The organism is Zoogloea sp., assembly GCF_041908905.1.
Taxonomy (GTDB): domain Bacteria; phylum Pseudomonadota; class Gammaproteobacteria; order Burkholderiales; family Rhodocyclaceae; genus Zoogloea.
This window is the reverse complement of the sequence record NZ_JAYREK010000012.1, coordinates 16,413-38,402: the sequence shown is the minus strand read 5'-3', so window position 1 is coordinate 38,402 and position 21,990 is coordinate 16,413. Positions and strand designations below refer to the sequence as shown.

Here is a 21,990-nt window from a genome sequence, read left to right as displayed (position 1 = left end):
CCATGGCAACCTACGCAATCGGCGACATCCAGGGGTGCTTCACCTCGCTCATGGCCCTCCTCAACCGGGTCGCCTTCGATCCCGCCCGCGACCGCCTGTGGCTGGTGGGCGACCTGGTCAACCGGGGGCCGGATTCACTGCGCACCCTGCGCTTCGTGCGCGACCTGGGGCCGGCGGCGGTGACGGTGCTGGGCAACCACGACCTCTACCTGCTGATGGTGGCCTACGGTGCGGTGCGCAGCCGTGGCAAGGACGACACCCTTCAGGCGGTGCTCGACGCCCCCGATCGCGACGCGCTGCTCGCCTGGCTGCGCACGCGGCCGCTGATGCACCTCGAAAACGGTTTCGCGATGGTGCACGCCGGCCTGTTGCCGGGCTGGACGGTGACCCAGGCGCGGGCGCTCGCGCGGGAGGTCGAGGGGGCGCTGGCGGGCCCCTACCATGCCGACCTGCTCCACAACATGTGGGGCAGCGAGCCGGCCGCCTGGCACGACGACCTCAGCGACTATGCGCGGATGCGGGTGATCGTCAACGCGATGACCCGGATGCGTTTCTGCACCCCCGACGGAAGCATGGATTTCAAGGTGAAGGGCGAAGTGGCCAAGGCGCCCAAGGGCTACCTGCCCTGGTTCGAGGTGCCGGGCCGCCGGAGCGCCGACACCACGGTGGTGTTCGGCCACTGGTCGGCCCTCGGGCTGCGGGTCGAGCCGCGGCTGCTGGCGCTGGATTCGGGCTGCCTGTGGGGGCGCGAGCTGAGCGCGGTGCGGCTGGAGGACCGGACGGTGTTCCAGGTGGCCTGCGCCGGGCTCGGCCACGGCAAGGTCAAGCCCTCCTGAGCCGCTCCGGCCGCCGCCTTCAGCCGTCCGCCAGGGCGGCGACGATGGTGTCGCGGGCGCGCTGGGACAGCTGCTTGCGGTCGGGCTGTTCGGTGGTCGATAGCGCCGGCGCCACGTGGATGCGCGCCACGATCTCCCGCTCGGCGACGATGGCCCGCAGGCACTCGCCCAGGCTCACGTCGCCGTCGTAGGCCGGCGCGCGGGTGAAGCGGCCGTCCGGCAGGCGATAGGCCAGGGCCAGGGGCTGGATCGGTGCGCCGGCCTCGATGGCCGGCTGCAGCAACGCCGCGTGAAAGGCATGCACGTGGCTGCCGTCGGTGGTGGTGCCTTCCGGAAACAGCGCCACCTGCCGCCCACGGCCAAGCAGGGTGGCGATCTCGGCGTTCACGATGCGCGCGTGGCCGCGACTGCCGCGGCGCAGGAAGACCGTCTCGTTGCGGGCCGCCAGCCAGCCGACCAGCGGCCAGTCACGCACCTCGGCCTTGGAGATGAAGGCCGCCGGGCAGGCGGCGTTGATCACGAAGATGTCCAGCCACGAGACGTGGTTGGCGACCAGCAGGCTGCCGGATGCGATGGGCTGCCCGTCCTGCTGGAGGCGGACGCCGAGGATCTTCAGCAGCCGGGCGGACCAGCGCTGCTTCAGGCGGATCTGCCGGGATGGCGCGATGAGGGGAAAGCCGAGGGCCGCGATCGCCAGGCCGAGCAGCAGGTGCGCGGCGAGGCGGGTGTAGCGGAGCAGGCGGACGGCGGCGGGGGTGGGGCTGGCGGGTTTCAGTCCTTGCGTCCCATGAAGTGTTTGGCGTAGCGGGCATCGAGCCGGGATACCGGCAGCAGCACCGGCAGGTCGGCCGTGTTGAAGTCGGGATCCCAGGCCGGCTCGCCGCAGATCCAGGCGCCGGCCCGCAGATAGCCCTTGATGAGCGGCGGCGTCTCGGCCTCGATGTCCTGGCGCAGGGCCTGGAGGGGCAGTGGCGTGCGGGGGAAGACCCGGTATTCGAGCGGGCACAGGTGCTCGTCCTTGAGCCGATTATACAGGCTGGCCGCGGCGTGCCCGCCGTCGGCCATGCTCACCGAGGCGCAGCCGATCAGGTAGTCGTACTTGTTCTCCAGCATGTAGCGGGCGAGGCCCGACCACAGCAGGGTGATCACCGCGCCGGAGCGGTAGTCCGCGTCGATGCAGGAGCGGCCGATCTCCACCATGCGGCTCTTCAGGTGGCGCAGGCGGGTGAGGTCGAACTCGGTCTCGGAGTAGTAGTTGCCCACTTCGCGGGCGGCGCTGGGGGACAGGATGCGGTAGGTGCCGACGATCCGCCCGGCGTCCTCGTCGCGGACGATCAGGTGTTCGCAGAAGGCGTCGTAGAGGTCCCGGTCCACCCCCGGGGTGCGCGTGGTCAGGCGGGCGCCCATCTCGTCGGCGAAGACCCGGTAGCGCAGCTTCTGGGCTTCCAGCACTTCGGTCTGGCTGGTGGCGAGGCTGACGTGCAGGTTGCGGCCCGGGCGCTGGGCGAGGTGTTGTTGCTTTTGCAGCATGGCGAGAATCCTCTTGGGGTTTTCGCGCATTGTGGGAATGCTGCATTGCAGGGCCTTGAAGGCGGTGTTACCGGCACATTAACGCAAAGAAGGGAGCCGCAGCTCCCTTCATGAGGCCTGCCCGACGGGCGGGGTTCAGCGGGTGACGCGGGTGTTGCCGCCGTCCTGCAGCAGGCGGACGCGCTCGCCCGGCTGGAACTTCTCGCCGCCGTCTTCCTGGGTGACGGCGAGCAGCTCGCCGTTGTCCATCTTGAGGGTGATCTCGATGCCCTGCTTGCGGGTCATGCCCTCTTCGGCGGCGGAGCCGGCCAGGCCGCCCGCCACGGCACCGATGACCGCGGCGATGGCCGAGCCCTTGCCCTGGCCGACGGTGCTGCCCGCGATGCCGCCGATCGCCGCGCCGCCCAGGGTGCCCACCGGCGACTTGGTGCCTTCGAGCTTGACCGGGCGCACGCTTTCGACGACCCCCATCCGCACGTTGATGACGCGACGGGCTTCGGCGCGCTGGTAGTCGCCGCCGCCCAGGCCGCTGGCGCAGCCCGTGATGGTGACGGTGGCGAGCAGGGCGAGGGTCAGATTGAGGATTCGCATGGTTCTTCCTTTCACCAGAGAGTGGTGCCGAAGGCCTCACGGTAGGCTTCGGCGATGTCGTCGCGGCTGGGCGTGTGGTTCTGCCCGCCGCGGGACGCGATCTTGATGGCGCCCATCAGCGAGGCGAGGCGGCCGGTCTGCTCCCAGTCCATGCCCTGCTCGATGCCGTACAGCAGGCCCGCCCGATAGGCGTCGCCGCAGCCGGTGGGGTCTTGGACGACGCTGGGGCGCGCTGTCGGGATCTCGATGCGGCGACCGCCGGTGTGGATCTCGGAGCCTTCGCCACCGCGGGTGACGATCAGCGCCTTCACGTCCGTGGCGAGCGACTCGACGCTGCGTCCGGTGCGTTCGCACAGCAGGCGGGCCTCGTAGTCGTTGACCGTACAGTAGTCGGCCAGTTGCAGGCACGCCAGCAGTTCGTCGCCGTTGAACATCGGCAGGCCCTGGCCCGGGTCGAAGATGAAGGGGATGCCGGCTTCGGCAAACTGGCGGGTGTGCTCGAGCATGCCGTCGCGGCCATCCGGCGAGACGATGCCGAGGCGCACGCCGCTGGCGTCGCCGACCTTGTTGAGGTGGGACATCATCATCGCGCCCGGGTGGAAGGCGGTGATCTGGTTGTCGTCGAGGTCGGTGGTGATGAAGGCCTGGGCGGTGAAGCTGCCGGGCACCCGGGTGACGTGGGTGCGGGGCAGGCCGAGGCGGTCGAGACGCTCGAGATAGGGGGCCGCGTCGTCGCCGACGGTGGCCATGATCAGCGGCTCGCCACCCAGCAGCTTGAGGTTGTAGGCGATGTTGCCGGCGCAGCCGCCGAATTCTCGCCGCATGTCGGGCACGAAGAACGAGACGTTCAGGATGTGCAGCTGGTCGGGCAGGATGTGGTTGCGGAAGCGATCATGGAAAACCATGATCGAGTCGAAGGCGATGGAGCCGCAGATGAGCGTGGACATGGGGGCGTAAAGGGCGGGTCAGGGGTAGAACACCCACACGCGGTAGCCGGCGGCGGCCACCAGGGGCGCCTCGAAGGCGACCTTGGCGGCGATCTCCCGGTGGGCCGGGAAGGCGTCCTTTGGGGCGTCGGCGGGCAGCCACTGGGCGGGCTCCAGCACCCGGCGGACGAGGGCCTTGTCGCGGGCGTCGGTGAGGGTGACTTCGAGGTGGGGGTGGGCCTGGGCAAATTCGGCCCGGTTGCGCAGGGTGACGTGGAGGGTGAAGAAGGCTTCGCGGCCGGCGTCGGGCTGGATGTCGGAGTTCTCGATGGAGATCAGCGCGGCCTCGCGGGGCAGGGGCAGGTCGCAGCCGATGCCGGCGCACAGGCTCTCCATGAGGGGGCGCATGTGGGGCGAGGACTGGACGATCTGGTTGCGGAACACCAGCATCCCCTGGGCCAGCAGGAGCAGCGCCAGCAGCGTGGCGCCGGCAGCCCAGGCGGCCTGGCGGAGCAGGCCGGAGGGTTTCTCCTCGGTTTCCGGCTCGGACTCGGTTTCGTCGTCTTCGTCGCCGTCGGGAGCCGGCGGGGTGTCGGCGCGTTCGTCGGTGCCGGGGCGCGCGGCGAAGGAGGCCATGGGTGCCGGCGGCGGCTCGACGGGGGCTCCGGCGAGGGCCGCGGCCTCGCCGGCGTCCTTGCGGTGGAGCAGGGAGTCGAAGTCGAGGGGCTCGGCCTTGAGGTCGAGCTCGGAGGGGTCGGGCCAATCGGATGGCGCTGCGAAGGCCGGTGCGGCCTCTGGCTCGGCGCTGTGGGCGCCGGTGTCGGCCGGCTGGTCGGCGAGCGGTGCGGGTTCGGCCGGGGCGGTCAGCGGCGGCTCGTCGTCGAAGGGGGCCCAGGCGGGGGATTCCGCCGCCGTGTCGGGGAGGTCGAACACCGGCGCCGGGCTCTCGCTCTCCGGCTCGACGGCCGGCCATTCGGCGGGGGCCTCGATCTCGCCGTGGGGCTCGAGACGGGCGTCGTCGGACGGAATGGCGTCGGCGGGAGGCGGGGCCTCGAAAGCAGGCTCGGCGGGCTGGTCGGGGCTGTCGAGGTCGTCGAGCAGGAAGGCCGGGGCCTCGAAGGATTCGACGGCCTCGAAGGGCTCGGGGGCCTCGGGTGTCTTGGGCAGGGGCTGCGGCTCGTCGGCGGGCTCGTCGGGGGAGGGCTCGATGGGCGGGAAGGGCTCGAGCGTGGTCTTCTCTTCGAGCACGAAGACCGGCGTGGGCGCTTCGGCCGCGGGCGGCTCGCTGGAGGCCGGCTCCGCGGGAGCGGGTTCGATCGACGCCAGTCCGATCGGCGCTGGCTCGACGGGGGCGTGTGCCCCTGCGGTGTCGTCGGCGAGGCCCTCGTCCACCAGGGTTTCGAGGGCGTTGAAGGCGTGCTGGCACTGGCCGCAGCGCACCCGCCCCTGACGGGCGCGCAGCTGCTCCGGGCGCACCCGGAAGGTGGTGGCGCACGCGGGGCAGCGGGCCAGGATCATTGCACGTCCTGTTCCGGGCGCTCGCCTTCGAGGCGGACCCAGCCTTCGTGGGTGGCGCCGACGCGCAGGGCGATGTAGGGCGCGTAGGCTTCGATGACCTCGTCGGCCTGGGCTTCGAGCACGCCGGAGAGGGCGAGCTTGCCGCCGGGGGCGACGCGGGCGGCGAGCAGTGGGGCAAGCATCTTGAGCGGGTTGGTCAGGATGTTGGCCACGACCCGCTGGAAGGTGCCGGCCAGGGGCTTGGCGGAGACCTGCAGGTGCAGGCTGACGCCGTTGTTGGCGGCGTTGTCGGCGGCGGTGGCGACGGCCTTCTCGTCGATGTCCACGCCGGTGACCTCGCCGGCGCCGAGTTTGGCTGCAGCGATCGCCAGGATGCCGGAGCCGCAGCCGTAGTCGAGCACCGAGACGCCCGGCGCCACCTCTTCGATGAGCCATTCGAGGCACAGCCGGGTGGTGGGGTGGGAGCCGGTGCCGAAGGCCATGCCGGGGTCGAGGACGAGATTGATCGCGTCGGCGTCCGGGGCGGTGTGCCAGGTGGGCACGATCCAGAGACGGTCGGTAATGCGGATCGGGTCGAACTGGCTCTGGGTGAGCTGCACCCAGTTCTGCTCCTCGACCTCCTCGATGGTGAACGGCGGCACCGCGGCGAGGCCGGCCGCCGCGGATGCGGTGGCCAGGGCCTGGGCCAGGTCGGTGTCGGTGTCGAAGAGCGCGACGACGCGGCTGTGGTCCCACAGGCTGGCCGGGTGCATGCCGGGCTCGCCGAACTGGGGCTTTTCGGCCTCGGTGCCGGCGTCGGCGTCGTCGATGCTGACCGACAGCGCGCCGTGCTCCATCAGCGCTTCGGAGAGGGCTTCGGCGCGGGTCGCGTCAGCCTGCAGGATGACAGAGATCCACATCAGCTTTTATTGACCTCGTTGCGGGCGGCCAGCTTGTGCTCGAGGTAGTGGATCGCGGTGCCGCCTTCGACGAAGCGGGCGTCGAGCATCAGTTCCTGGTGCAGCGGGATGTTGGTCTTGATGCCTTCGACGAGCATCTCGGACAGGGCGATGCGCATGCGGCGGATGGCCTGGTCGCGGGTGTCGCCGTAGGCGATCAGCTTGCCGATCATCGAGTCGTAGTGCTGGGGCACCGTGTAGCCATTGTACACGTGCGAATCCACGCGGATGCCGGGGCCACCGGGGACGTGCCAGTTGCCGATCTTGCCCGGGCAGGGGGTGAACTTGAACGGATCTTCGGCGTTGATGCGGCATTCGATCGCGTGGCCGCGGAACTCGATGTCCTTCTGGCGGTAGCGCAGCTTCTGGCCGGCGGCGACGCGGATCTGCTCCTGGACGATGTCGACGCCGGTGATGAGCTCGGTGACCGGGTGTTCGACCTGGACCCGGGTGTTCATCTCGATGAAGTAGAACTCGCCGTTCTCGTAGAGGAACTCGAAGGTGCCGGCGCCCCGGTAGCCGATCTTGCGGCAGGCCTCGGCGCAGCGTTCGCCGATGCGCAGGATGTGGCGGCGCTCGATGCCGGGCGCGGGGGCTTCCTCGATGACCTTCTGGTGGCGGCGCTGCATGGAGCAGTCGCGCTCCCCCAGGTGGATGGCGTTGCCGTGCTGGTCGGCGAGGATCTGGATCTCCACGTGGCGCGGGTTTTCCAGGAACTTCTCCATGTAAACCATGGGGTTGCCGAAGAAGGCGCCGGCCTCGGAGCGGGTGGTGGTGACGGCGTTGAGCAGGGCCGCCTCGGTGTGCACCACGCGCATGCCGCGCCCACCGCCGCCGCCGGCCGCCTTGATGATCACCGGGTAGCCGATGGCGCGGGCGATCTTGACGATTTCTTTCGGGTCGTCGGGCAGGGCGCCTTCGGAGCCCGGCACGCAGGGCACGCCGGCGGCCTTCATGGCGTCCTTGGCGGAGACCTTGTCGCCCATCAGGCGGATGGTCTCGGCGCGGGGGCCGATGAACACGAAGCCGGACTGCTCGACCCGCTCGGCGAAGTCGGCGTTCTCGGACAGGAAGCCGTAGCCGGGGTGGATCGCCTCGGCGTCGGTGACCTCGGCGGCGGAGATCAGCGCGGGGATGTTGAGGTAGCTGAGGGCCGACGAGGCGGGCCCGATGCAGACGGATTCGTCGGCCAGCTTGACGTACTTGGCTTCGGCGTCAGGCTCGGAGTGCACGGCCACCGTCTTGATGCCCAGCTCGCGGCAGGCGCGCAGCACCCGCAGGGCGATTTCGCCGCGGTTGGCGATGAGGATCTTCTCGAACATGGCCATGGCTTAGCCGATGATGAAGAGGGGTTCGCCGTATTCGACCGGTTCGCCGTTCTCGACCAGGATGGCCTTGATGGTGCCGGCCGCGTCCGCCTCGATTTCGTTCATGAGCTTCATGGCCTCGACGATGCACAGCACGTCGCCGACCGCGACGCTCTGGCCGACCTCGGCCAGCGGCTTGGCGCCCGGGGCGCTGGCGCGGTAGAAGGTGCCGACCATCGGGGACTTGACCACGTGGCCATCCGGCAGGGCGGGCTCGCTCGCCGCCGCGCTGGCGGCCGGCGCGGCGGCCGGGGCGACGGCCATCACCGGGGCCGGGGCCGCGTAGCTCACCGGCGCCGGGCCGGTGGCGTGCTTGGCGATGCGCACCTTTTCTTCGCCTTCGGTGACTTCCAGTTCCGAAATACCGGATTCCTGAACCAGGTCGATCAGTTTCTTGAGCTTGCGAAGGTCCATTGTTTTCCCCTTGATATAGGTATGGCGGCCGCTCGGGCGAGGGGCCGCGGATGTCTGTGTCAGGCGCTGGAGGCGCGCAGGCGGGAGAGGGCGAACTCGAGGGCCAGTTGATAGCCCTGGGCGCCCAGCCCGGATATCACTCCGACGGCCTTGTCGGAGAAGTAGGAGTGCTTGCGGAAGGGCTCGCCGGCGTGGATGTTGGTCAGGTGGACTTCCACGAAGGGAATGCCGACTTCGCAGAGGGCGTCACGCAGCGCGACGCTGGTGTGGGTGTAGCCCGCCGGGTTGATGATGATGAAGTCGGTGCCCTCGCTGCCGGCGGCCTGGACCCGGTCGATCAGCTCGCCCTCGTGGTTGCTCTGGAAGGATTCCAGCTGCACGCCGTCGGCCCGGGCCCGGCTCTCCATGGCCGTGTGGACGTCGGCGAGCGTGAGCTGCTCGCCGGAGGTGGCGTCCCGGCTGCTGAAGAGGTTGAGGTTGGGCCCGTGCAGAACCAGCACGCGACGCTGCGGCAGGCTCTCGGTGCGGGCTTCCTGGGTGCGAGTTTTCCGCGTCATGGGCGCAAGTTTGCCGCAATTAGGCGCAAATTGTCCACCAGCCGGCCGCCCCGCGGCGTGTTACTGGCGGGTCAGGCCGGCGAGGGTGGCGTCGAGATCGGCCTCCGACAGGGTACCGGTCTTTACCCGGCTGATCACGCCCGTTTTGTCGACGATCACGGTAAATGGCAGCCCCTGGGCGGCGTTGCCCAGGCCTTCGGTGAGCTGTACCACCGAAGGCTCGGCCAGCAGCAGCGGGTAGCTCACCCGGTGTTCGAGCTGGAAGTCGCGTACGTTGGTGGGGGTGTCGATGCTGAGTCCGACGAATTGCACGCCCTTGTCCTGGTATTTGCGGCTCGCCGCCGAGAAGGCCGGGATTTCCTTGATGCAGGGCGGGCACCAGGTGGCCCAGAAGTTGAACACCAGGATCTTGCCCTTCCATTGGGCGAGGGGCTGCGGAGTGCCGTCGAGGTCGGGGAGGGTGAGCGCCAGCAGGCTGTCCAGGGCCGCGTGCCGGGCCTGCCCGGCGGTGGCGGCCGGCGGCGCTTCCGTCTGCCGGTTGCCCATGTACACGCCGACGGCGGTGGCCGCCAGGGCCACGATGACGGTGAGGAGGATGGAGAGCTTGTTTTTCATGAATGCGGGTCCAGGGCGGCGGTGGGGCCCTGTTCGATCAGTGCTTCGACGGTGGCGAGGCGGGCCCGCTCCATCTGCCGGGCACCGTGGGGGCTGCGGCGGCTGAGGCGCTCCACGTCGGGGGAGTAGATGCGCAGCTTGACCGGCACGTCACCCCAGTCGAAGACCAGGATCGCTTCGGGGGCGTCGGGCTGGTTGCGGCGCGGCTCGCGGTGTTCGTAGGCCACCCCGTGGTTGAGGAAGAAGATCTCGACCTCTTTGGCGCTCTCGGGGAACAGCTCGATCTCGACCTCGGCGTAGCGGCCGGCGGTGCCTTCGAGCACGGCGCCGGTGAGATAGGGGCGGAAGGCGTCGAGTTCGCGCATCACTTCGGCGGCGGCGATGCGCATCACCTGCTGGCGCTCGAGGTGCTCCTCGTCCTGGAAGATCGCCAGGTAGGTGCGGACTTCGGCGTCGATCTCGGCGTTGTTGGGGAGTTCGTCGGCGTTCACCGCGCCGAGCTGGCGGGCCGCCTTGCGCTTGGCGAAGCCATAGTCGGAGATGCCATCTTCGGCGATCATGCGGGCAGCCAGCGCGGCGATCTCGCGGCGCAGGTTGCTGCGGTGCGGAACGGCAGGGCGCGTCATGGGCGGTCGGAGCTCCCCGTTCGATTAGAATGCTGCCCATTCTACACACGACTGTTGCGGCGCTGTTTCCGCGTCCGCGCTTGGGATCTCATGCACATTCACATTCTCGGGATTTGCGGCACCTTCATGGGTGGCGTGGCATTGCTGGCGCGGGCCGCCGGCCACAAGGTGACGGGCTGCGACGCCAACGTCTATCCGCCGATGAGCACCCAGCTCGAGGAGCAGGGCATCGGCCTCGTCGAAGGCTATGGCGTCGAGCAGCTCGGCCTCGAGCCGGACGTCTTCGTGGTGGGCAACGCGATCTCCCGCGGCAATCCGCTCCTCGAGGTCATCCTCGACCGGGGGCTGCCCTATGTGTCGGGCCCCCAGTGGCTGGCCGAGAACGTGCTCCAGGGGCGCTGGGTGCTGGCCGTGGCGGGCACCCACGGCAAGACCACCACCACCTCGCTGCTGGCGTGGATCCTCGAAGATGCCGGCCTCAAGCCGGGTTTCCTGGTGGGGGGGGTGCCCAAGAACTTCGGCGTGTCGGCGCGCCTCGGCGAGACGCCCTTCTTCGTGATCGAGGCCGACGAGTACGACACCGCCTTCTGCGACAAGCGCTCCAAGTTCGTCCATTACCGCCCGCGCACTGCGATCCTCAATAACCTCGAGTTTGATCACGCCGACATCTTTGCCGATCTGGCGGCGATCGAGACGCAATTCCACCATCTGGTGCGGATCGTGCCCAAAACCGGGCGGATCGTCGCCAACGCCGCCGAGGCGTCCCTGCAGCGGGTGATTGCCCGCGGCTGCTGGTCGGAGCTGGAGTGGTTCAACGACGCGGCCGGCTGGTCGGTGGCCGAAGGGGCGAGCGAGGACGAGGTGGTGCTGCGCTTCGAAGGCCGCGAGATCGGCCGCCGCCGCCTGCCCCTGTCGGGCCGTCACAACCGGGCCAACGCGCTGGCGGCCATCGCGGCGGCCCGCCATGTCGGCGTGACGCCGGAGGTGGCGCTGGACGCGCTGACCCGCTTCGAGGGCGTCAAGCGTCGCCTCGAGTTGCGCGGCACGGTGCGCGGCGTGGCGGTGTACGACGACTTCGCCCACCACCCGACGGCGATCACCCTGACCGTCGAGGGCCTGCGCCGGCAGGTGGGCGAGGCGCGCATCCTGGCGGTGCTGGAGCCGCGCTCCAACACCATGAAGCTCGGCGTGATGAAGGATCAGCTGGCTGACAGCCTGGCCCAGGCCGACAAGGTCTTCTGCTACGCCGCCAACCTGGGCTGGGACGCCCGCGGTGCGCTGGCACCGATCGCCGGCAAGACGCTGGTGGAGGACGACCTGGATGCGCTGGTGGCGGCCATCGTCGCCGAGGCCCGCGACGGCGACCGCATTTTGGTGATGAGCAACGGCGGCTTCGGGGGCATCCACGGCAAGCTGCTCGCGGCGCTGGCGGGCTGAGCCGGGCATGGCCATCGCACTGCGCGTCGCCGGGCTCGAGGATGCGGCGGAGATCGCCGGGCTGGTGAATCGGGCCTACCGCCCCGGCGCCGGGCTGCGGGGCTGGACCCACGAGGCGGCGCTGGTCGACGGCCCGCGGGCGTCGGAAGAGATGGTGCGGGCGCTGTTCCGGCCGGGCTCGACGGTGCTGGTGCTGGCGGAGGGGCCGGCAATCCTGGCCTGCGCGCACGTCGAGGCAAAGCTGGCGGAGCAGGGGGGCGAGGCCTACATCGGGATGCTCGCCGCCGAGCCGTCCCGCCAGGGCGCCGGGCTTGGCAAGCGCATGCTGGCCGCCGCTGAAGAGCATGCGGTGGCCGGCTTCGGCGCCAGGGCGTTCCGGATGTCGGTGCTGGTGGCGCGCAGTGAGCTGATCGCGTTTTATCTGCGCCGGGGGTATGTGCGCTCGGGGGCGCTGGAGGGCTTTCCGGAGCTGGCCGGGGCTGGTTCGCCGCGGGTGGCGGGCCTGCAGCTCGAGACCCTCGTCAAGCAGGCTTGAGGGAGGCCCGCGGTGTTCATGGGAAGGCTTCCGGGCGGCGGACCAGATGCTCCGCCGCCCAGGCTTGCCTTGATGGCCAGGTTGTCTCCTCCGGGCCCTGCTGCGACTATTTGACGCAGATCCGTTTACGGCCGAAGTGTAGCATCGTTGCCGGCGTTGACACGCTTCCGATGGGCTCCGCCCGCGTCTGCTGACAAAAGGGTTTCTTCAATGACTGGAATGCTGCGGCGCAGCGTCTTGGCTGCGTTGCTGATGGGTCTCTTGGCCGCCTGCTCGCCCGGCGGCGGGAGCGGCGCGGGCTTCGTCAATACCGACATCACCGGCGCCGCCTACGGCAAGGATTTCCACCTCACCGACCATACCGGCGCGGCGCGCAGCCTGGCGGATTACCGGGGCAAGGTCGTCACCCTGTTCTTCGGCTACGTCCAGTGCCCCGACGTCTGCCCGACCAACCTCCTCAACATGGTCGAGGTCATGAAGCAGCTCGGGCCGGACGCCGACAAGGTGCAGGTGCTCTTCATGACCATCGACCCCGAGCGCGACACCCGGGCCCTGCTCGCCCAGTATGTGCCGGCCTTCGACCCGCGCTTTGCCGGGCTCTACGCCGATCTGCCCACCACCCAGGCGGTGGCGCGGGATTTCAAGGTCTTCTACCAGAAGCAGGGTGACGTGAAGGGCAACGCCTACACGGTCGATCACTCCACCGGCACGTATGTGTACGATCCCCAGGGCCGGCTGCGCCTGTATGTGAAGCACGGCGAGAAACCGGCGCTCATCGCCGCCGACATCCGCAAACTGCTCGCCGGCCAGTAGGGCCGGTGCCATGAAAAAGGGCAGCCCGCGGGCTGCCCTGTGCCTTGAGGCGTGGCGCGCTCAGGCGAGCTCGGCGAGCTGGCTGCGCATCTTCTGCATCGCCTTGGCTTCGATCTGGCGGATGCGTTCGGCGGACACGCCGTATTCGGCGGCCAGCTCGTGCAGGGTCGCGGCCTCGCCTTCGGTCAGCCAGCGGCGCTGCACGATGGCGCGGCTGCGCTCGTCGAGCTTGGCCAGCGCGGAGTGCAGCCCTTCGTCCTGCAGGTGGGCGTACTGGCGCTGGGCGATGACCTCCGACGGTTCGGCGTGGGGGTCGGCCAGATAGGCGATGGGGGCGAAGCGCTCCTCGTCGTCGTCCGGGCCCGCCTCGAGGGCCACGTCGGCACCCGACAGGCGGGTTTCCATCTCGCGGACTTCCTCGGGCTTGACGCCGAGCTGCTGGGCCACCGCGAGCACCTCGTCGCCCTGCAGGGTGCTGCTGCTGGGCTTCATGCTGCGCAGGTTGAAGAACAGCTTGCGCTGGGCCTTGGTGGTGGCGATCTTGACCAGCCGCCAGTTCTTTACGATGTATTCGTGGATCTCGGCCTTGATCCAGTGGATCGCGAACGAAACCAGGCGCACGCCCCGATCCGGGTCGAAACGTTTGACGGCCTTCATCAGGCCCACGTTGCCTTCCTGGATGAGGTCGGAGTGGGGCAGGCCGTAACCAAGGTAACCGCGCGCGATGGCGACCACCACCCGCAGGTGGGACAGCACCAGCTTGCGCGCCGCTTCCACGTCGCCCTCGTCCCTCAGGCTGCGGGCGAGATCGGATTCTTCCTTCTCGGTCAGCAGGGGGATACGGTTTACCCGCTGGATGTATTGATCCAGACTGCCAACCGCGGACGGAACAGGAAACGTCAAGGCATGGGACATGTACTAAACCTCCTTGGAACAATCTTAGCACTCTCCTGGTCTGAGTGCTAAAGGGTCGAATGGTTCCGTGACTTATGTGCACTGCGGCAAGGGCGTCGGGCCCTCGCCGGGGAGTGTGGTGGAGCCCGAAGGCGTCGCTGTCCGGCGGTGCGTGTTGGATTTTGTGTGGTCCGGGCCTGGAGTTTCGGGCGTCGGCGCCGCGTTTTTTGGGATAATCCGGCGGGCGTCCCGGGTGAGCCGTCCGGCTTTGCGGGGGACTCCCGACGCGGCGTGGCATCTGGTTTGATGGACATCGGCTTCATCCGTTGAAAGGTAGCTCATGAACCCCACCGCAGCTCAACACCGGTCATCGGACGAGACGACCCGGCAGACCGTGCTGATCGTCGACGATACGCCGCAGAACCTCACCATCCTGGGTGAGCTGCTGCAGCCCTACTACCGGGTCCGCGCCGCCAACTCGGGCGAGCGGGCCCTGCGCGCCGCGGGCCTGGAGCCGCCGCCCGACCTCATCCTGCTCGACGTGATGATGCCCGGCATGGATGGCTACGCGGTGCTCGAGCGCCTGCGGGAGCAGCCGCGCACGGCCCATGTCCCGGTGATCTTCGTGACGGCCATGGATGGCGTCGAGAACGAAGAGAAGGGCCTGGAGCTGGGGGCGGTGGATTACATCACCAAGCCGATCAACCCGGCCATCGTGCTGGCCCGGGTGCGCACGCACCTGGAGCTCAAGCACGCCCGCGATCGCCTGGCCCTCGAGAACGAGTGGCTGGAGCGCGAGGTGGCCCGCCGGATGAGCGAGAACCTGCTGATCCAGGACCTCAGCGTGCGCGCCCTGGCCTGCCTCAGCGAGGCCCGCGACAACGAGACCGGCCTGCATATCGTGCGCACCCAGCGCTATGTCGAGCTGCTGGCGGAGCACCTGCTGCCCAACGAGGACTTCCGGCCGGCCCTCGACAACGGGCGCCTCAAGATGGTCGTCAAGGCCGCCCCGCTCCACGACGTGGGCAAGGTCGGGGTGCCGGACAGCATCCTGCTCAAGCCCGGGCGCCTGACACCGGAAGAGTTCGCCATCATGAAGACCCACCCGGTCATCGGCGCCGACGCCATCACCAAGGCCATGGAGCAGTCCCTCGCCGGTGCGGGGGAAGGGGTGGCCGAGCAGGCCGTCGGGGCGTTCCGCTTCCTCGAGATCGCCCGCGAGATCTCCCTGGGGCACCACGAGAAATGGGACGGCAGCGGCTACCCGGCCGGGCTCGCCGGCGACGCCATCCCGGTTTCCGCGCGCCTGATGGCGCTGGCGGACGTCTTCGACGCGCTGATGACCCGCCGGGTGTACAAGCCCGCCTTCACCCTCGAGGAGACCACCCGGATCATCTGCGACGGGCGCGGCAGCCACTTCGACCCGGCCGTGGTGGACGCCTTCATGGTGCGTCGCGACGAGTTTGCCGAGATCGCCGCCCGGCTGGCCGATCCCGATCCGGAGCCCGAAGCGGATCAAGCCGCCGCCTGATTGCCGGCCGCCGGTCGGCCCGCTGCTGCTCCGCCGTGGGCTGGCCGCTGGGCTCAGCCCGCGGGGAGCTGGGCCTCGTAGTCCTCGTCCGCTTTGCCGAGCTCCGGATGTTCGGCCACGATGGTCGTCAGCAGTGCCGCGGCTTCCTCGAATTCGAAGAGTTCGATGGCGGTGCTGATCTGCCGGGCGGTCGGGCCGGAGATGCTCTCCAGCCAGTGTCCCTTGTCGCGCCACTCCGAGGCGGCGCGGACGTCGTTGCCCGCGAGGAGCGTGCCCAGCTCGGCGATGAAATCCCGCAGCGCCGCCGGGCTCGGGCCTAGCGGGCCGGTGGCCGTGGTGATCGCCGCCAGGAGGCGTTCCAGCTCGCCGGCCAGGGCCTCCACCTGGGTATTGAGGGTGTGGTCCGGCGCAGGGTGCTGGAGTGACTGCTCGAGCTGTGCGGCGCAGGCTGCCAGTTGGCTGGCGCCGAGGGGGCCCGCGCTGCTCCGGAGGCCCTCGGCCAGCAGGCGGATCTCGTCGAGCCGGCCCTCGGCCAGCTGGGCGCGCAGGCCGGTGGCGCGGCCCTGGTAGGTGCGGGCGAAGCGGTCGAGCAGCCGCAGGTAGCGCGGGAGCTGGCCGCGGGTGCTGCGCAGCCCCTCCGTGGTGTCCAGGCCGGCGATGGCCGGCGGGCTGCCGGGCTCGGACGTCCCGGTGGCCGGCGCGGTTTCGGGCGCAGCGGCCGGGCGGGGGCTGGCGCCCGGCAACCAGCGCGCCAGGGCCTGGTACAGGGTGGTCGGCGTGACGGGTTTGGCCAGGTGGTCGTTCATGCCGGCCTCCAGGCAGCGCTGGCGGTCTTCCTTGAAAGCGTTGGCGGTGAGCGCCAGGATCGGGGTTGCCGCCTGGCCGGGCAGGGTCCGGATGGTGGCGGCCGCCTCCAGGCCGCCCATCACGGGCATGCTCAGATCCATCAGGATCAAGTCGAAATGCGCCTGCCCCGCCATCGTGACGGCCTCCTGGCCGTTCTGGGCGATCGTCACCCGCAGGCCGACGTTCTGCAGCAGCTCGCTGGCGATCTCCTGGTTGAGCGTGTTGTCCTCGGCCAGCAACACATGGCAGCCGCTGCGGTTGGCGAGCAGCCAGCTGGCGAAGGCATTGGCGTCGGGGAGCGGGTCCTGGGCAGCGCTCCGGGCAGGCATGCCGGCATCGCCCTGGGCCAGCGGCAGCACGACCCAGAAGCGGCTGCCCCGGCCGGGGGCGCTGTCGGCGCCGATATGCCCGCCCATCAGCTCGACCAGGCCGCGGCTGATGGCCAGCCCCAGCCCGGTGCCGCCGTACTTGCGGGTGGTGGAGCTGTCGGCCTGCTCGAAGGGTTTGAAGAGCTTGGCCTGCTGTTCGGCGTTGAGGCCGATCCCCTGGTCCTCGACTTCGAGGCGCAGCCGGACGGGGGTGTCGGGGGTCTCGCCGTCGTCCATGCGTGTCGCGCGGAGGGTGATGGTGCCGCGTTCGGAGAACTTCACCGCGTTCGACAGGAAGTTGACCAGGATCTGCTCGATCCGCCCCGGGTCGCCGCGCAGCATGGGAGGCAGCCGCGGGTCGATCTCGACGGCCAGCCCGAGGCCCTGCTGCTGAGCGCTCTCGCGGACGAGGCTGACGGCGTGCTCGCAGGTGGCCCCGACGGCGAAGTCGATGATCTCCAGGACGGTCTTGTCGGCCTCGATCTTCGAGAGGTCGAGGATGTCGTTGATGATGTGCAGCAGGCGGCGGGCCGCCGTGGTGATCTTGCCGATCCGTTCGCGCTGCCGCGGGGTGGTGACCTCCCGCTCGAGGAGGTGGGCGAGGCCGATGATGGCGTTCATCGGGGTGCGGATCTCGTGGCTCATGGTGGCCAGGAAGGTGCTCTTGGCGCGGTTGGCGCTCTCGGCCTCGTCGCGGGCGGCGGCCAGCTCGAGGGTGCGCTGGTCCACCAGCTCGGTGAGGTGGTGGCGGTGGCGCTCGAGCTCCTCGGAGAGCTGCTTGCGCTCGGTGATGTCGCGTACGGAGCACATGATGTAGGTCTGGCCGCCCCACTCGACGCGGCTGGCACGGATCTCCGCCGGATAGTGGGTGCCGTCCCGGCGCTGGTGGGTGGTCTCGAAGATCTCGCCTTCGGGGCGGACGGTGCGCGCCATCTGCAGCCACTTGGCGGGCGTGAACTTGTGGTCCCAGTCCCAGATGTGCAGCTGGCCGAGCGCTTCGGGTGTGTAGCCGAGCATCTCGGCGAACCGGGGGTTGGCCTCGAAGACGCTGCAGTCGGTGTCGAGCACGACGATGCCGTCCTGGTCCTTCTCGAACAGGGCGCGCCGGCGCGAGGCTTCTTCGGCCACGTCCTTCTGGGCGGCCAGGCGGGCGCGGTTCTGGGTGGCGAGGGCGTCGAGCAGCTCGTTGAAATGCTGTGCCAGGCGCGCGATCTCGTCGTTCTCGCCGTCCTCGGGGACGCGGGCCCCGTCGTCGCCCTGGTGGATCGCCGTCATGGTGCTGGAGATGCGGGCCAGCCGGCCGGTGATGTTCCGCGCCCCGCGCAGGAAGGAGACCGACAGGGCCAGCATGCTCAGGGCGAGGAGGGCCCCCACGCTGCCCGCCAGCAGCCATTTCTGGTGGGTGAAGTCGGCCTCGGAGAAGCTCACCCCGACCATCCCGATGACCTGCCCGGTGCCGTCGAGCAGGGCCTCGTAGCCGCCGATCTGGCCGCTGCCGAGGATCTCGGTGCGTCCGGTCCACACCTCCCGGCTGCCCAGCACCGCGGCGGCGATGGCCGGCGGGGCGCGGGAGCCCAGGGCGCGTCGCCCGTCGGCCCCCGTTGCGGTGGTGGCGACCCGAAGGTCGTCGAGGAAGATGGTGGTGAAGCCCACGTCCTCGCCGAGCTGCAGCTTGACCGGGAAGACCACGTCCCGGATCCGGTCGATCGTCGGGAGGTTGTTGTTGAGCAGGATGCCCCCGATCAGCACGGCGTCCGGGTGGGCGTTGGTCAGCGGGAAGTGGGTCGCCGCGCTGATCACCAGCCCGCGGGTCTCGACGGACGGGGTTTCTCCGGCGCGCTCGGCCCGGGTTTCGATCCGGGCGTGTTCGGCCAGCGCCGGCGAGCGGGCCTGCAGGGCGGCTGCGTCGAGGCGCTCGAAGCCGACGGTGGCGACGCCGGTGGCCGCCTGGCGCAGCGTGAACTCGGCCGGCAGCCGGCTGCCCGGCGCGAGGCCCGTGCTGGAGGCGATGACCCGCCCGTCCGGGGTGGCGATGATCAGGTAGTCGAGGCGGGCGGCGTCGGCGCGGGAGGTGAGGATCTGGTCGAGGTGCGGGCTGGGTTCGTGGGTGGCCTTGGCGCCATGGCTGGCAAGCAGCTGGGCGAGGCGCTCCGAGTGGGCGGTTTCCTCGATGTGCTGGAGGGTCTGGGTGCGCACGTGGGCCAGATAGTTCTGGGCGCTGGCCAGGTTGGCGCGGGCCCGGTCGGCCAGCATGGCGTCGATCCGCTCACCGCCGATGAACACCAGCACGCCCATGATCAGCGGAAAAGCCACCAGTAACGGCGCTAACCCGAGGGCCATCAGGCGGAGGTGCAGGGATGAACGCCAGGTTGTCGGCTGCCGGGCGCGCCGGGAATCTAGAAACATAAGGCCTGTGAGATGGGTTGCGGGCTCCACGTGCGCCTGAAGCCGGACCGGCTTTGCTGCCCTTTTTTACGGCGTGGGGGCCTGGCTCTTTAGCGCTTGCGCGCGCCGGGCACGATAAGATCGTGCGCCGGGGCTCAAGTCGCGCCTCCCGTTGCCGTTGCAGCATACCTGTTGGCCGGGCAGGCCGGCGCGCGTTCGAGGCGGCCGTGCTCCGGCGGGTAAAGCGAAAGGTGAGGTATTCGATGTTTGGCAGGCGGAGTGCGGCCTTGCTGGTCAGTTGCGCCCTGTTGTCCGGCTGCGGGCCCGAGGAGCCGCTGCGGATCGGGTTCATCGGCGGTCTGTCCGACCGCAACTCGGACGTGGGCCAGGCAGGGCACAGCGCCGTCGTGCTTGCCGTCGAGCAGGTCAACCGGGCCGGCGGCATCCGCGGCCGGCAGGTCGAGCTGATCGCCCGGGACGATGCCCAGAACGCCGCGACCGCCGAGAAATCGGCCCGCGAGCTTGCCGCGGCCAAGGTGGAGGCGGTGATCGGGCCGTTCACCAGCGGCGTCGCCGCCGCCGCGGTGCCCGTGCTGGCGAAGAGCGACACCCTGATGATCAGCCCGACCCTCACCTCGATGGCGTTCTACGGCAAGGACGACAACCTCGTCCGCATCAACCGCACGACCCGCGACAACGCGAGCGACTACGCCCGGGTGCTCTACGGCCGCGGCCAGCACCGCATCGCCGTCGCCTACGATGTGCGCAATCGCACCTTCACCGAATCGTGGCTCGCCGAGTTCCGCCAGGCCTTCACCGCCGTCGGCGGCACGGTGGCGGCGGAGGTGCCCTACGAATCCAGCCCCGACGTGGATTTCGCGGGTGTGGTCACGGCGATGCTGAAGGGCCGGCCCGACGGCCTGTTCTACATCTCGGGGGCGATCGACGTGGCGCGGCTCGCCCAGCAATCCCGCCGGCTGGCCCCGTCGCTGCCCATCGGCGCCTCCGAGTGGGCGGCCACCGAGCAGCTGATCGAGCTGGGCGGGCGGATGGTCGAGGGCCTGATCATCGTCCAGAATTACGATCGTGACGACGATTCGGCCCGCTTCCGCGAGTTTCGTGAGGCCTATTTCAGGCGATTCCAGAAGAATCCCGGTTACAGTTCGGTCTCGGCCTACGACGCGGCGCTGGTGTTGTTCACCGCGCTCGAGAAGCGTGCCGGGGACGAGACCGTCAAGGCGGCCGTGCTGAAGCACGGCCCTTACCAGGGGCTGCAGCAGCAGATCAGTTTCGACGCCACGGGCGACACGCCGCGCAAGGTCTTCTTTACCGAAATCCGTGACGGGCGTTTCGTGCCGCTCAAGTGAAGCATTGCAGCCGGGCTGATCCCTGCGCCGATCCGCGGTGCGCAGGGACGGCCGGGCGAGGATTCCCGACAGACCATGCTCAACACGATTGAAATCTTTCCCTGGAACGTCAATTTCGAGACCGGGATCGCCGAGGTGGATGCCCAGCACCGCCGGCTGGTGGCCCTGCTGAACGCGCTGGTCGGTCACCTCACCGTGCAGGCCGATACGCCGCAGCTGGAGAGCATCTTCAGCGAGTTGAGCGACTACGCCCAGACCCACTTCGCGGCCGAGGACCGGATCTGGCAGCAGGCCTTCGGCGACGACCCGTGGGCGACGGCGCACCACGCGGCCCACGTGGGCTTCATCGACGAGGTCCTGCGCCTGCGGGCGGAGGAGGGCAGCAAACCCCTCGAGGAGGTCATCGAGGACATCGTCAGCTTCCTGACCCACTGGCTGGCGCTGCACATCATCGAATCCGACAAGCGCATGGCCAAGGCCGTGCTGGCCCTGCGCGAGGGCGTCGGGATGGACGAGGCCAAGCGCATCGCCGACGCCCACATGTCGGGCGCGACGCGGGCGATGATCGACACCGTGATGACGATGTACGACAAGCTGGCCAACCGCACCGTCCAGCTCACCCGCGAGATCAACCGCCGCCAGCAGGCCGAGCGGGCCGTCCAGGAGGCCCAGGCCGAGCTGTTGCGCAGCCGGGACGCCGCCGAGGCGGCGAGCGTGGCCAAGTCCGACTTCCTGGCCAGCATGAGCCATGAGATCCGCACCCCGATGAACGCCATCACCGGCATCATCGAGCTGATGCGGCGCGAGGAGCTCTCGCCGCGCCAGGCCGACAACCTGCACCGCCTCCAGGAGGCGTCCCAGCACCTGCTGGCGATGATCAACGACGTCCTCGACATGTCGAAGATCGAGGCCGACAAGCTGCGCCTCGACGAGGTTTCCCTCAAGGTTTCCGAGCTGCTCGGCAGCGTCGTTGCGATGGTCGAGGGTCAGGCCCGCGCCAAGGGCCTCGCCTTGCGGGTGGATGTCGCCCGCATCCAGCCGCTGATGCAGGCCAACCTCACCGGCGACGCCACGCGTATCAAGCAGGCCCTGCTCAACTACCTCGGCAACGCCCTCAAGTTCACCCCGTCGGGCAGCGTGACCCTGCGCGCCAGCATCGACGAGGACGCCGCCGACAGCGTGCTGCTGCGCTTCGAGGTGGTGGACACCGGCATCGGCATCGCCCCCGAAAACCTGCCGCGCCTGTTCTCGCGTTTCGAGCAGGCCACCATGGACACCACCCGGCGCTACGGGGGCAGCGGGCTCGGCCTGGTGATCACCCGCCGGCTGGCCGAGCTGATGGGCGGGCAGGCCGGCGCCGAAAGCCAGCTGGGCGTCGGCAGCACCTTCTGGCTCACCGTGCGCCTCAAGAAGGCGGCGCCGGCGGTTGCCCCGCCCGCCCGCCGCACGGCGCCCGAGGCGCCCGACGACTCCGACCCCGAGGCGGCGCTGCGGCGTGATTTCGCCGGGGCGTCGGTGCTGGTGGTGGAGGACAACGAGATCAACGCCGAGATCGCCGTCGACCTGCTGGAGGATGTGGCCCTCGACGTGGACACCGCCGCCGACGGCGTCGAGGCCGTCGAGAAGGCCGCCGCGCGCCACTACGACATCATCCTGATGGACATGCAGATGCCGCGCATGGACGGCCTCGAGGCGACCCGCCGCATCCGCCAGCTGCCGGCGCTCAAGGACACGCCGATCGTGGCGATGACGGCCAACGCCTTTGCCGACGACCGGACCAGCTGCATCGAGGCGGGCATGGACGACTTCCTGCCCAAGCCCGTCGATCCGGACCTGATGTTCTCGATGCTGCTGCGCTGGTTGCGGGCGCGGAAGGCCTGAGGGCCGGCGCGGGGA

The 21,990-nt window shown here is 69.6% G+C and carries 20 protein-coding genes; 7 read left to right on the top strand and 13 right to left on the bottom strand.

Annotated features, from left to right (window positions below; genetic code table 11):
• Positions 1–2: 2 nt before the first annotated feature.
• Complete coding sequence (locus ACE3OU_RS08970; RefSeq protein WP_374241210.1) at positions 3–836, top strand: symmetrical bis(5'-nucleosyl)-tetraphosphatase; 834 nt, start codon at positions 3–5, stop codon at positions 834–836.
• A gap of 19 nt (positions 837–855) precedes the next feature.
• Here the strand turns inward: ACE3OU_RS08970 and ACE3OU_RS08965 are convergent, their stop codons facing one another.
• From ACE3OU_RS08965 to ACE3OU_RS08915, 11 genes are all read right to left on the bottom strand, one after another.
• Complete coding sequence (locus ACE3OU_RS08965; RefSeq protein WP_374241253.1) at positions 856–1,395, bottom strand: lysophospholipid acyltransferase family protein; 540 nt, start codon at positions 1,393–1,395, stop codon at positions 856–858.
• Between the two features lie 212 nt (positions 1,396–1,607).
• Positions 1,608–2,366: a GNAT family N-acetyltransferase gene (locus ACE3OU_RS08960; RefSeq protein ID WP_374241209.1), complete on the bottom strand. Its 759-nt coding sequence runs from the start codon at positions 2,364–2,366 to the stop codon at positions 1,608–1,610.
• Between the two features lie 135 nt (positions 2,367–2,501).
• The gene (locus tag ACE3OU_RS08955) at positions 2,502–2,957 is read right to left on the bottom strand and encodes a glycine zipper 2TM domain-containing protein (protein WP_374241208.1); all 456 of its coding nucleotides are present in this window, start codon (positions 2,955–2,957) and stop codon (positions 2,502–2,504) included.
• Positions 2,958–2,968: 11 nt separating this feature from the next.
• A complete protein-coding gene (locus ACE3OU_RS08950; protein ID WP_374241207.1) occupies positions 2,969–3,904 on the bottom strand; it encodes a carbohydrate kinase family protein in 936 nt (311 codons plus the stop codon).
• Positions 3,905–3,922: 18 nt separating this feature from the next.
• Positions 3,923–5,401, bottom strand: coding sequence for a DUF3426 domain-containing protein (locus ACE3OU_RS08945; RefSeq protein ID WP_374241206.1), 1,479 nt, complete (start codon positions 5,399–5,401; stop codon positions 3,923–3,925).
• A complete protein-coding gene (prmA, locus tag ACE3OU_RS08940) occupies positions 5,398–6,300 on the bottom strand; it encodes a 50S ribosomal protein L11 methyltransferase (RefSeq protein WP_374241205.1) in 903 nt (300 codons plus the stop codon). The genes ACE3OU_RS08945 and prmA overlap by 4 nt, the downstream gene beginning before the upstream one ends.
• Positions 6,300–7,661: an acetyl-CoA carboxylase biotin carboxylase subunit gene (accC, locus tag ACE3OU_RS08935; protein WP_374241252.1), complete on the bottom strand. Its 1,362-nt coding sequence runs from the start codon at positions 7,659–7,661 to the stop codon at positions 6,300–6,302. The genes prmA and accC overlap by 1 nt, the downstream gene beginning before the upstream one ends.
• Positions 7,662–7,670: 9 nt before the next feature.
• Entirely contained in the window at positions 7,671–8,120 is a 450-nt protein-coding gene (accB, locus tag ACE3OU_RS08930) for an acetyl-CoA carboxylase biotin carboxyl carrier protein (RefSeq protein WP_374241204.1), read from the bottom strand.
• Positions 8,121–8,179: 59 nt separating this feature from the next.
• A complete protein-coding gene (aroQ, locus tag ACE3OU_RS08925; RefSeq protein ID WP_374241203.1) occupies positions 8,180–8,677 on the bottom strand; it encodes a type II 3-dehydroquinate dehydratase in 498 nt (165 codons plus the stop codon).
• Between the two features lie 60 nt (positions 8,678–8,737).
• Positions 8,738–9,292 carry a TlpA family protein disulfide reductase gene (locus ACE3OU_RS08920; protein WP_374241202.1) on the bottom strand — a complete coding sequence of 185 codons (555 nt, stop codon included), beginning with the start codon at positions 9,290–9,292 and terminating at the stop codon, positions 8,738–8,740.
• Positions 9,289–9,852 (bottom strand): hypothetical protein, encoded by a 564-nt coding sequence (locus ACE3OU_RS08915; RefSeq protein WP_374241251.1) that lies wholly within the window; start codon positions 9,850–9,852, stop codon positions 9,289–9,291. Before ACE3OU_RS08915 ends, ACE3OU_RS08920 begins: the two co-directional genes overlap by 4 nt.
• Positions 9,853–10,008: 156 nt before the next feature.
• Here ACE3OU_RS08915 and mpl point away from each other — a divergent pair, with 156 nt between their 5' ends.
• The 3 genes from mpl to ACE3OU_RS08900 all read left to right on the top strand — a co-directional run bounded on the left by mpl (position 10,009) and on the right by ACE3OU_RS08900 (position 12,703).
• Complete coding sequence (gene mpl / locus ACE3OU_RS08910; RefSeq protein WP_374241201.1) at positions 10,009–11,355, top strand: UDP-N-acetylmuramate:L-alanyl-gamma-D-glutamyl-meso-diaminopimelate ligase; 1,347 nt, start codon at positions 10,009–10,011, stop codon at positions 11,353–11,355.
• 7 nt (positions 11,356–11,362) lie between these two features.
• Positions 11,363–11,890 carry a GNAT family N-acetyltransferase gene (locus tag ACE3OU_RS08905; RefSeq protein ID WP_374241200.1) on the top strand — a complete coding sequence of 176 codons (528 nt, stop codon included), beginning with the start codon at positions 11,363–11,365 and terminating at the stop codon, positions 11,888–11,890.
• Between the two features lie 252 nt (positions 11,891–12,142).
• A complete protein-coding gene (locus ACE3OU_RS08900) occupies positions 12,143–12,703 on the top strand; it encodes an SCO family protein (RefSeq protein ID WP_374241199.1) in 561 nt (186 codons plus the stop codon).
• 60 nt (positions 12,704–12,763) lie between these two features.
• Here the strand turns inward: ACE3OU_RS08900 and rpoH are convergent, their stop codons facing one another.
• On the bottom strand, positions 12,764–13,618 hold the full coding sequence (rpoH, locus tag ACE3OU_RS08895) for an RNA polymerase sigma factor RpoH (RefSeq protein ID WP_374241198.1): 855 nt from the start codon (positions 13,616–13,618) through the stop codon (positions 12,764–12,766).
• 319 nt (positions 13,619–13,937) lie between these two features.
• Between rpoH and ACE3OU_RS08890 the strand changes: the two genes are divergently transcribed.
• Positions 13,938–15,128 (top strand): two-component system response regulator, encoded by a 1,191-nt coding sequence (locus ACE3OU_RS08890; protein ID WP_374241197.1) that lies wholly within the window; start codon positions 13,938–13,940, stop codon positions 15,126–15,128.
• Between the two features lie 53 nt (positions 15,129–15,181).
• On the opposite strand, the gene ACE3OU_RS08885 is transcribed toward ACE3OU_RS08890, so the two are convergent.
• Entirely contained in the window at positions 15,182–18,655 is a 3,474-nt protein-coding gene (locus ACE3OU_RS08885; protein WP_374241196.1) for an ATP-binding protein, read from the bottom strand.
• Positions 18,656–19,014: 359 nt separating this feature from the next.
• On the opposite strand from ACE3OU_RS08885, the gene ACE3OU_RS08880 reads away from it, so the two are divergent.
• On the top strand, positions 19,015–20,094 hold the full coding sequence (locus ACE3OU_RS08880; protein ID WP_374241195.1) for an ABC transporter substrate-binding protein: 1,080 nt from the start codon (positions 19,015–19,017) through the stop codon (positions 20,092–20,094).
• Between the two features lie 75 nt (positions 20,095–20,169).
• Complete coding sequence (locus ACE3OU_RS08875) at positions 20,170–21,975, top strand: bacteriohemerythrin (RefSeq protein WP_374241194.1); 1,806 nt, start codon at positions 20,170–20,172, stop codon at positions 21,973–21,975.
• The last annotated feature ends 15 nt before the right edge of the window (positions 21,976–21,990 follow it).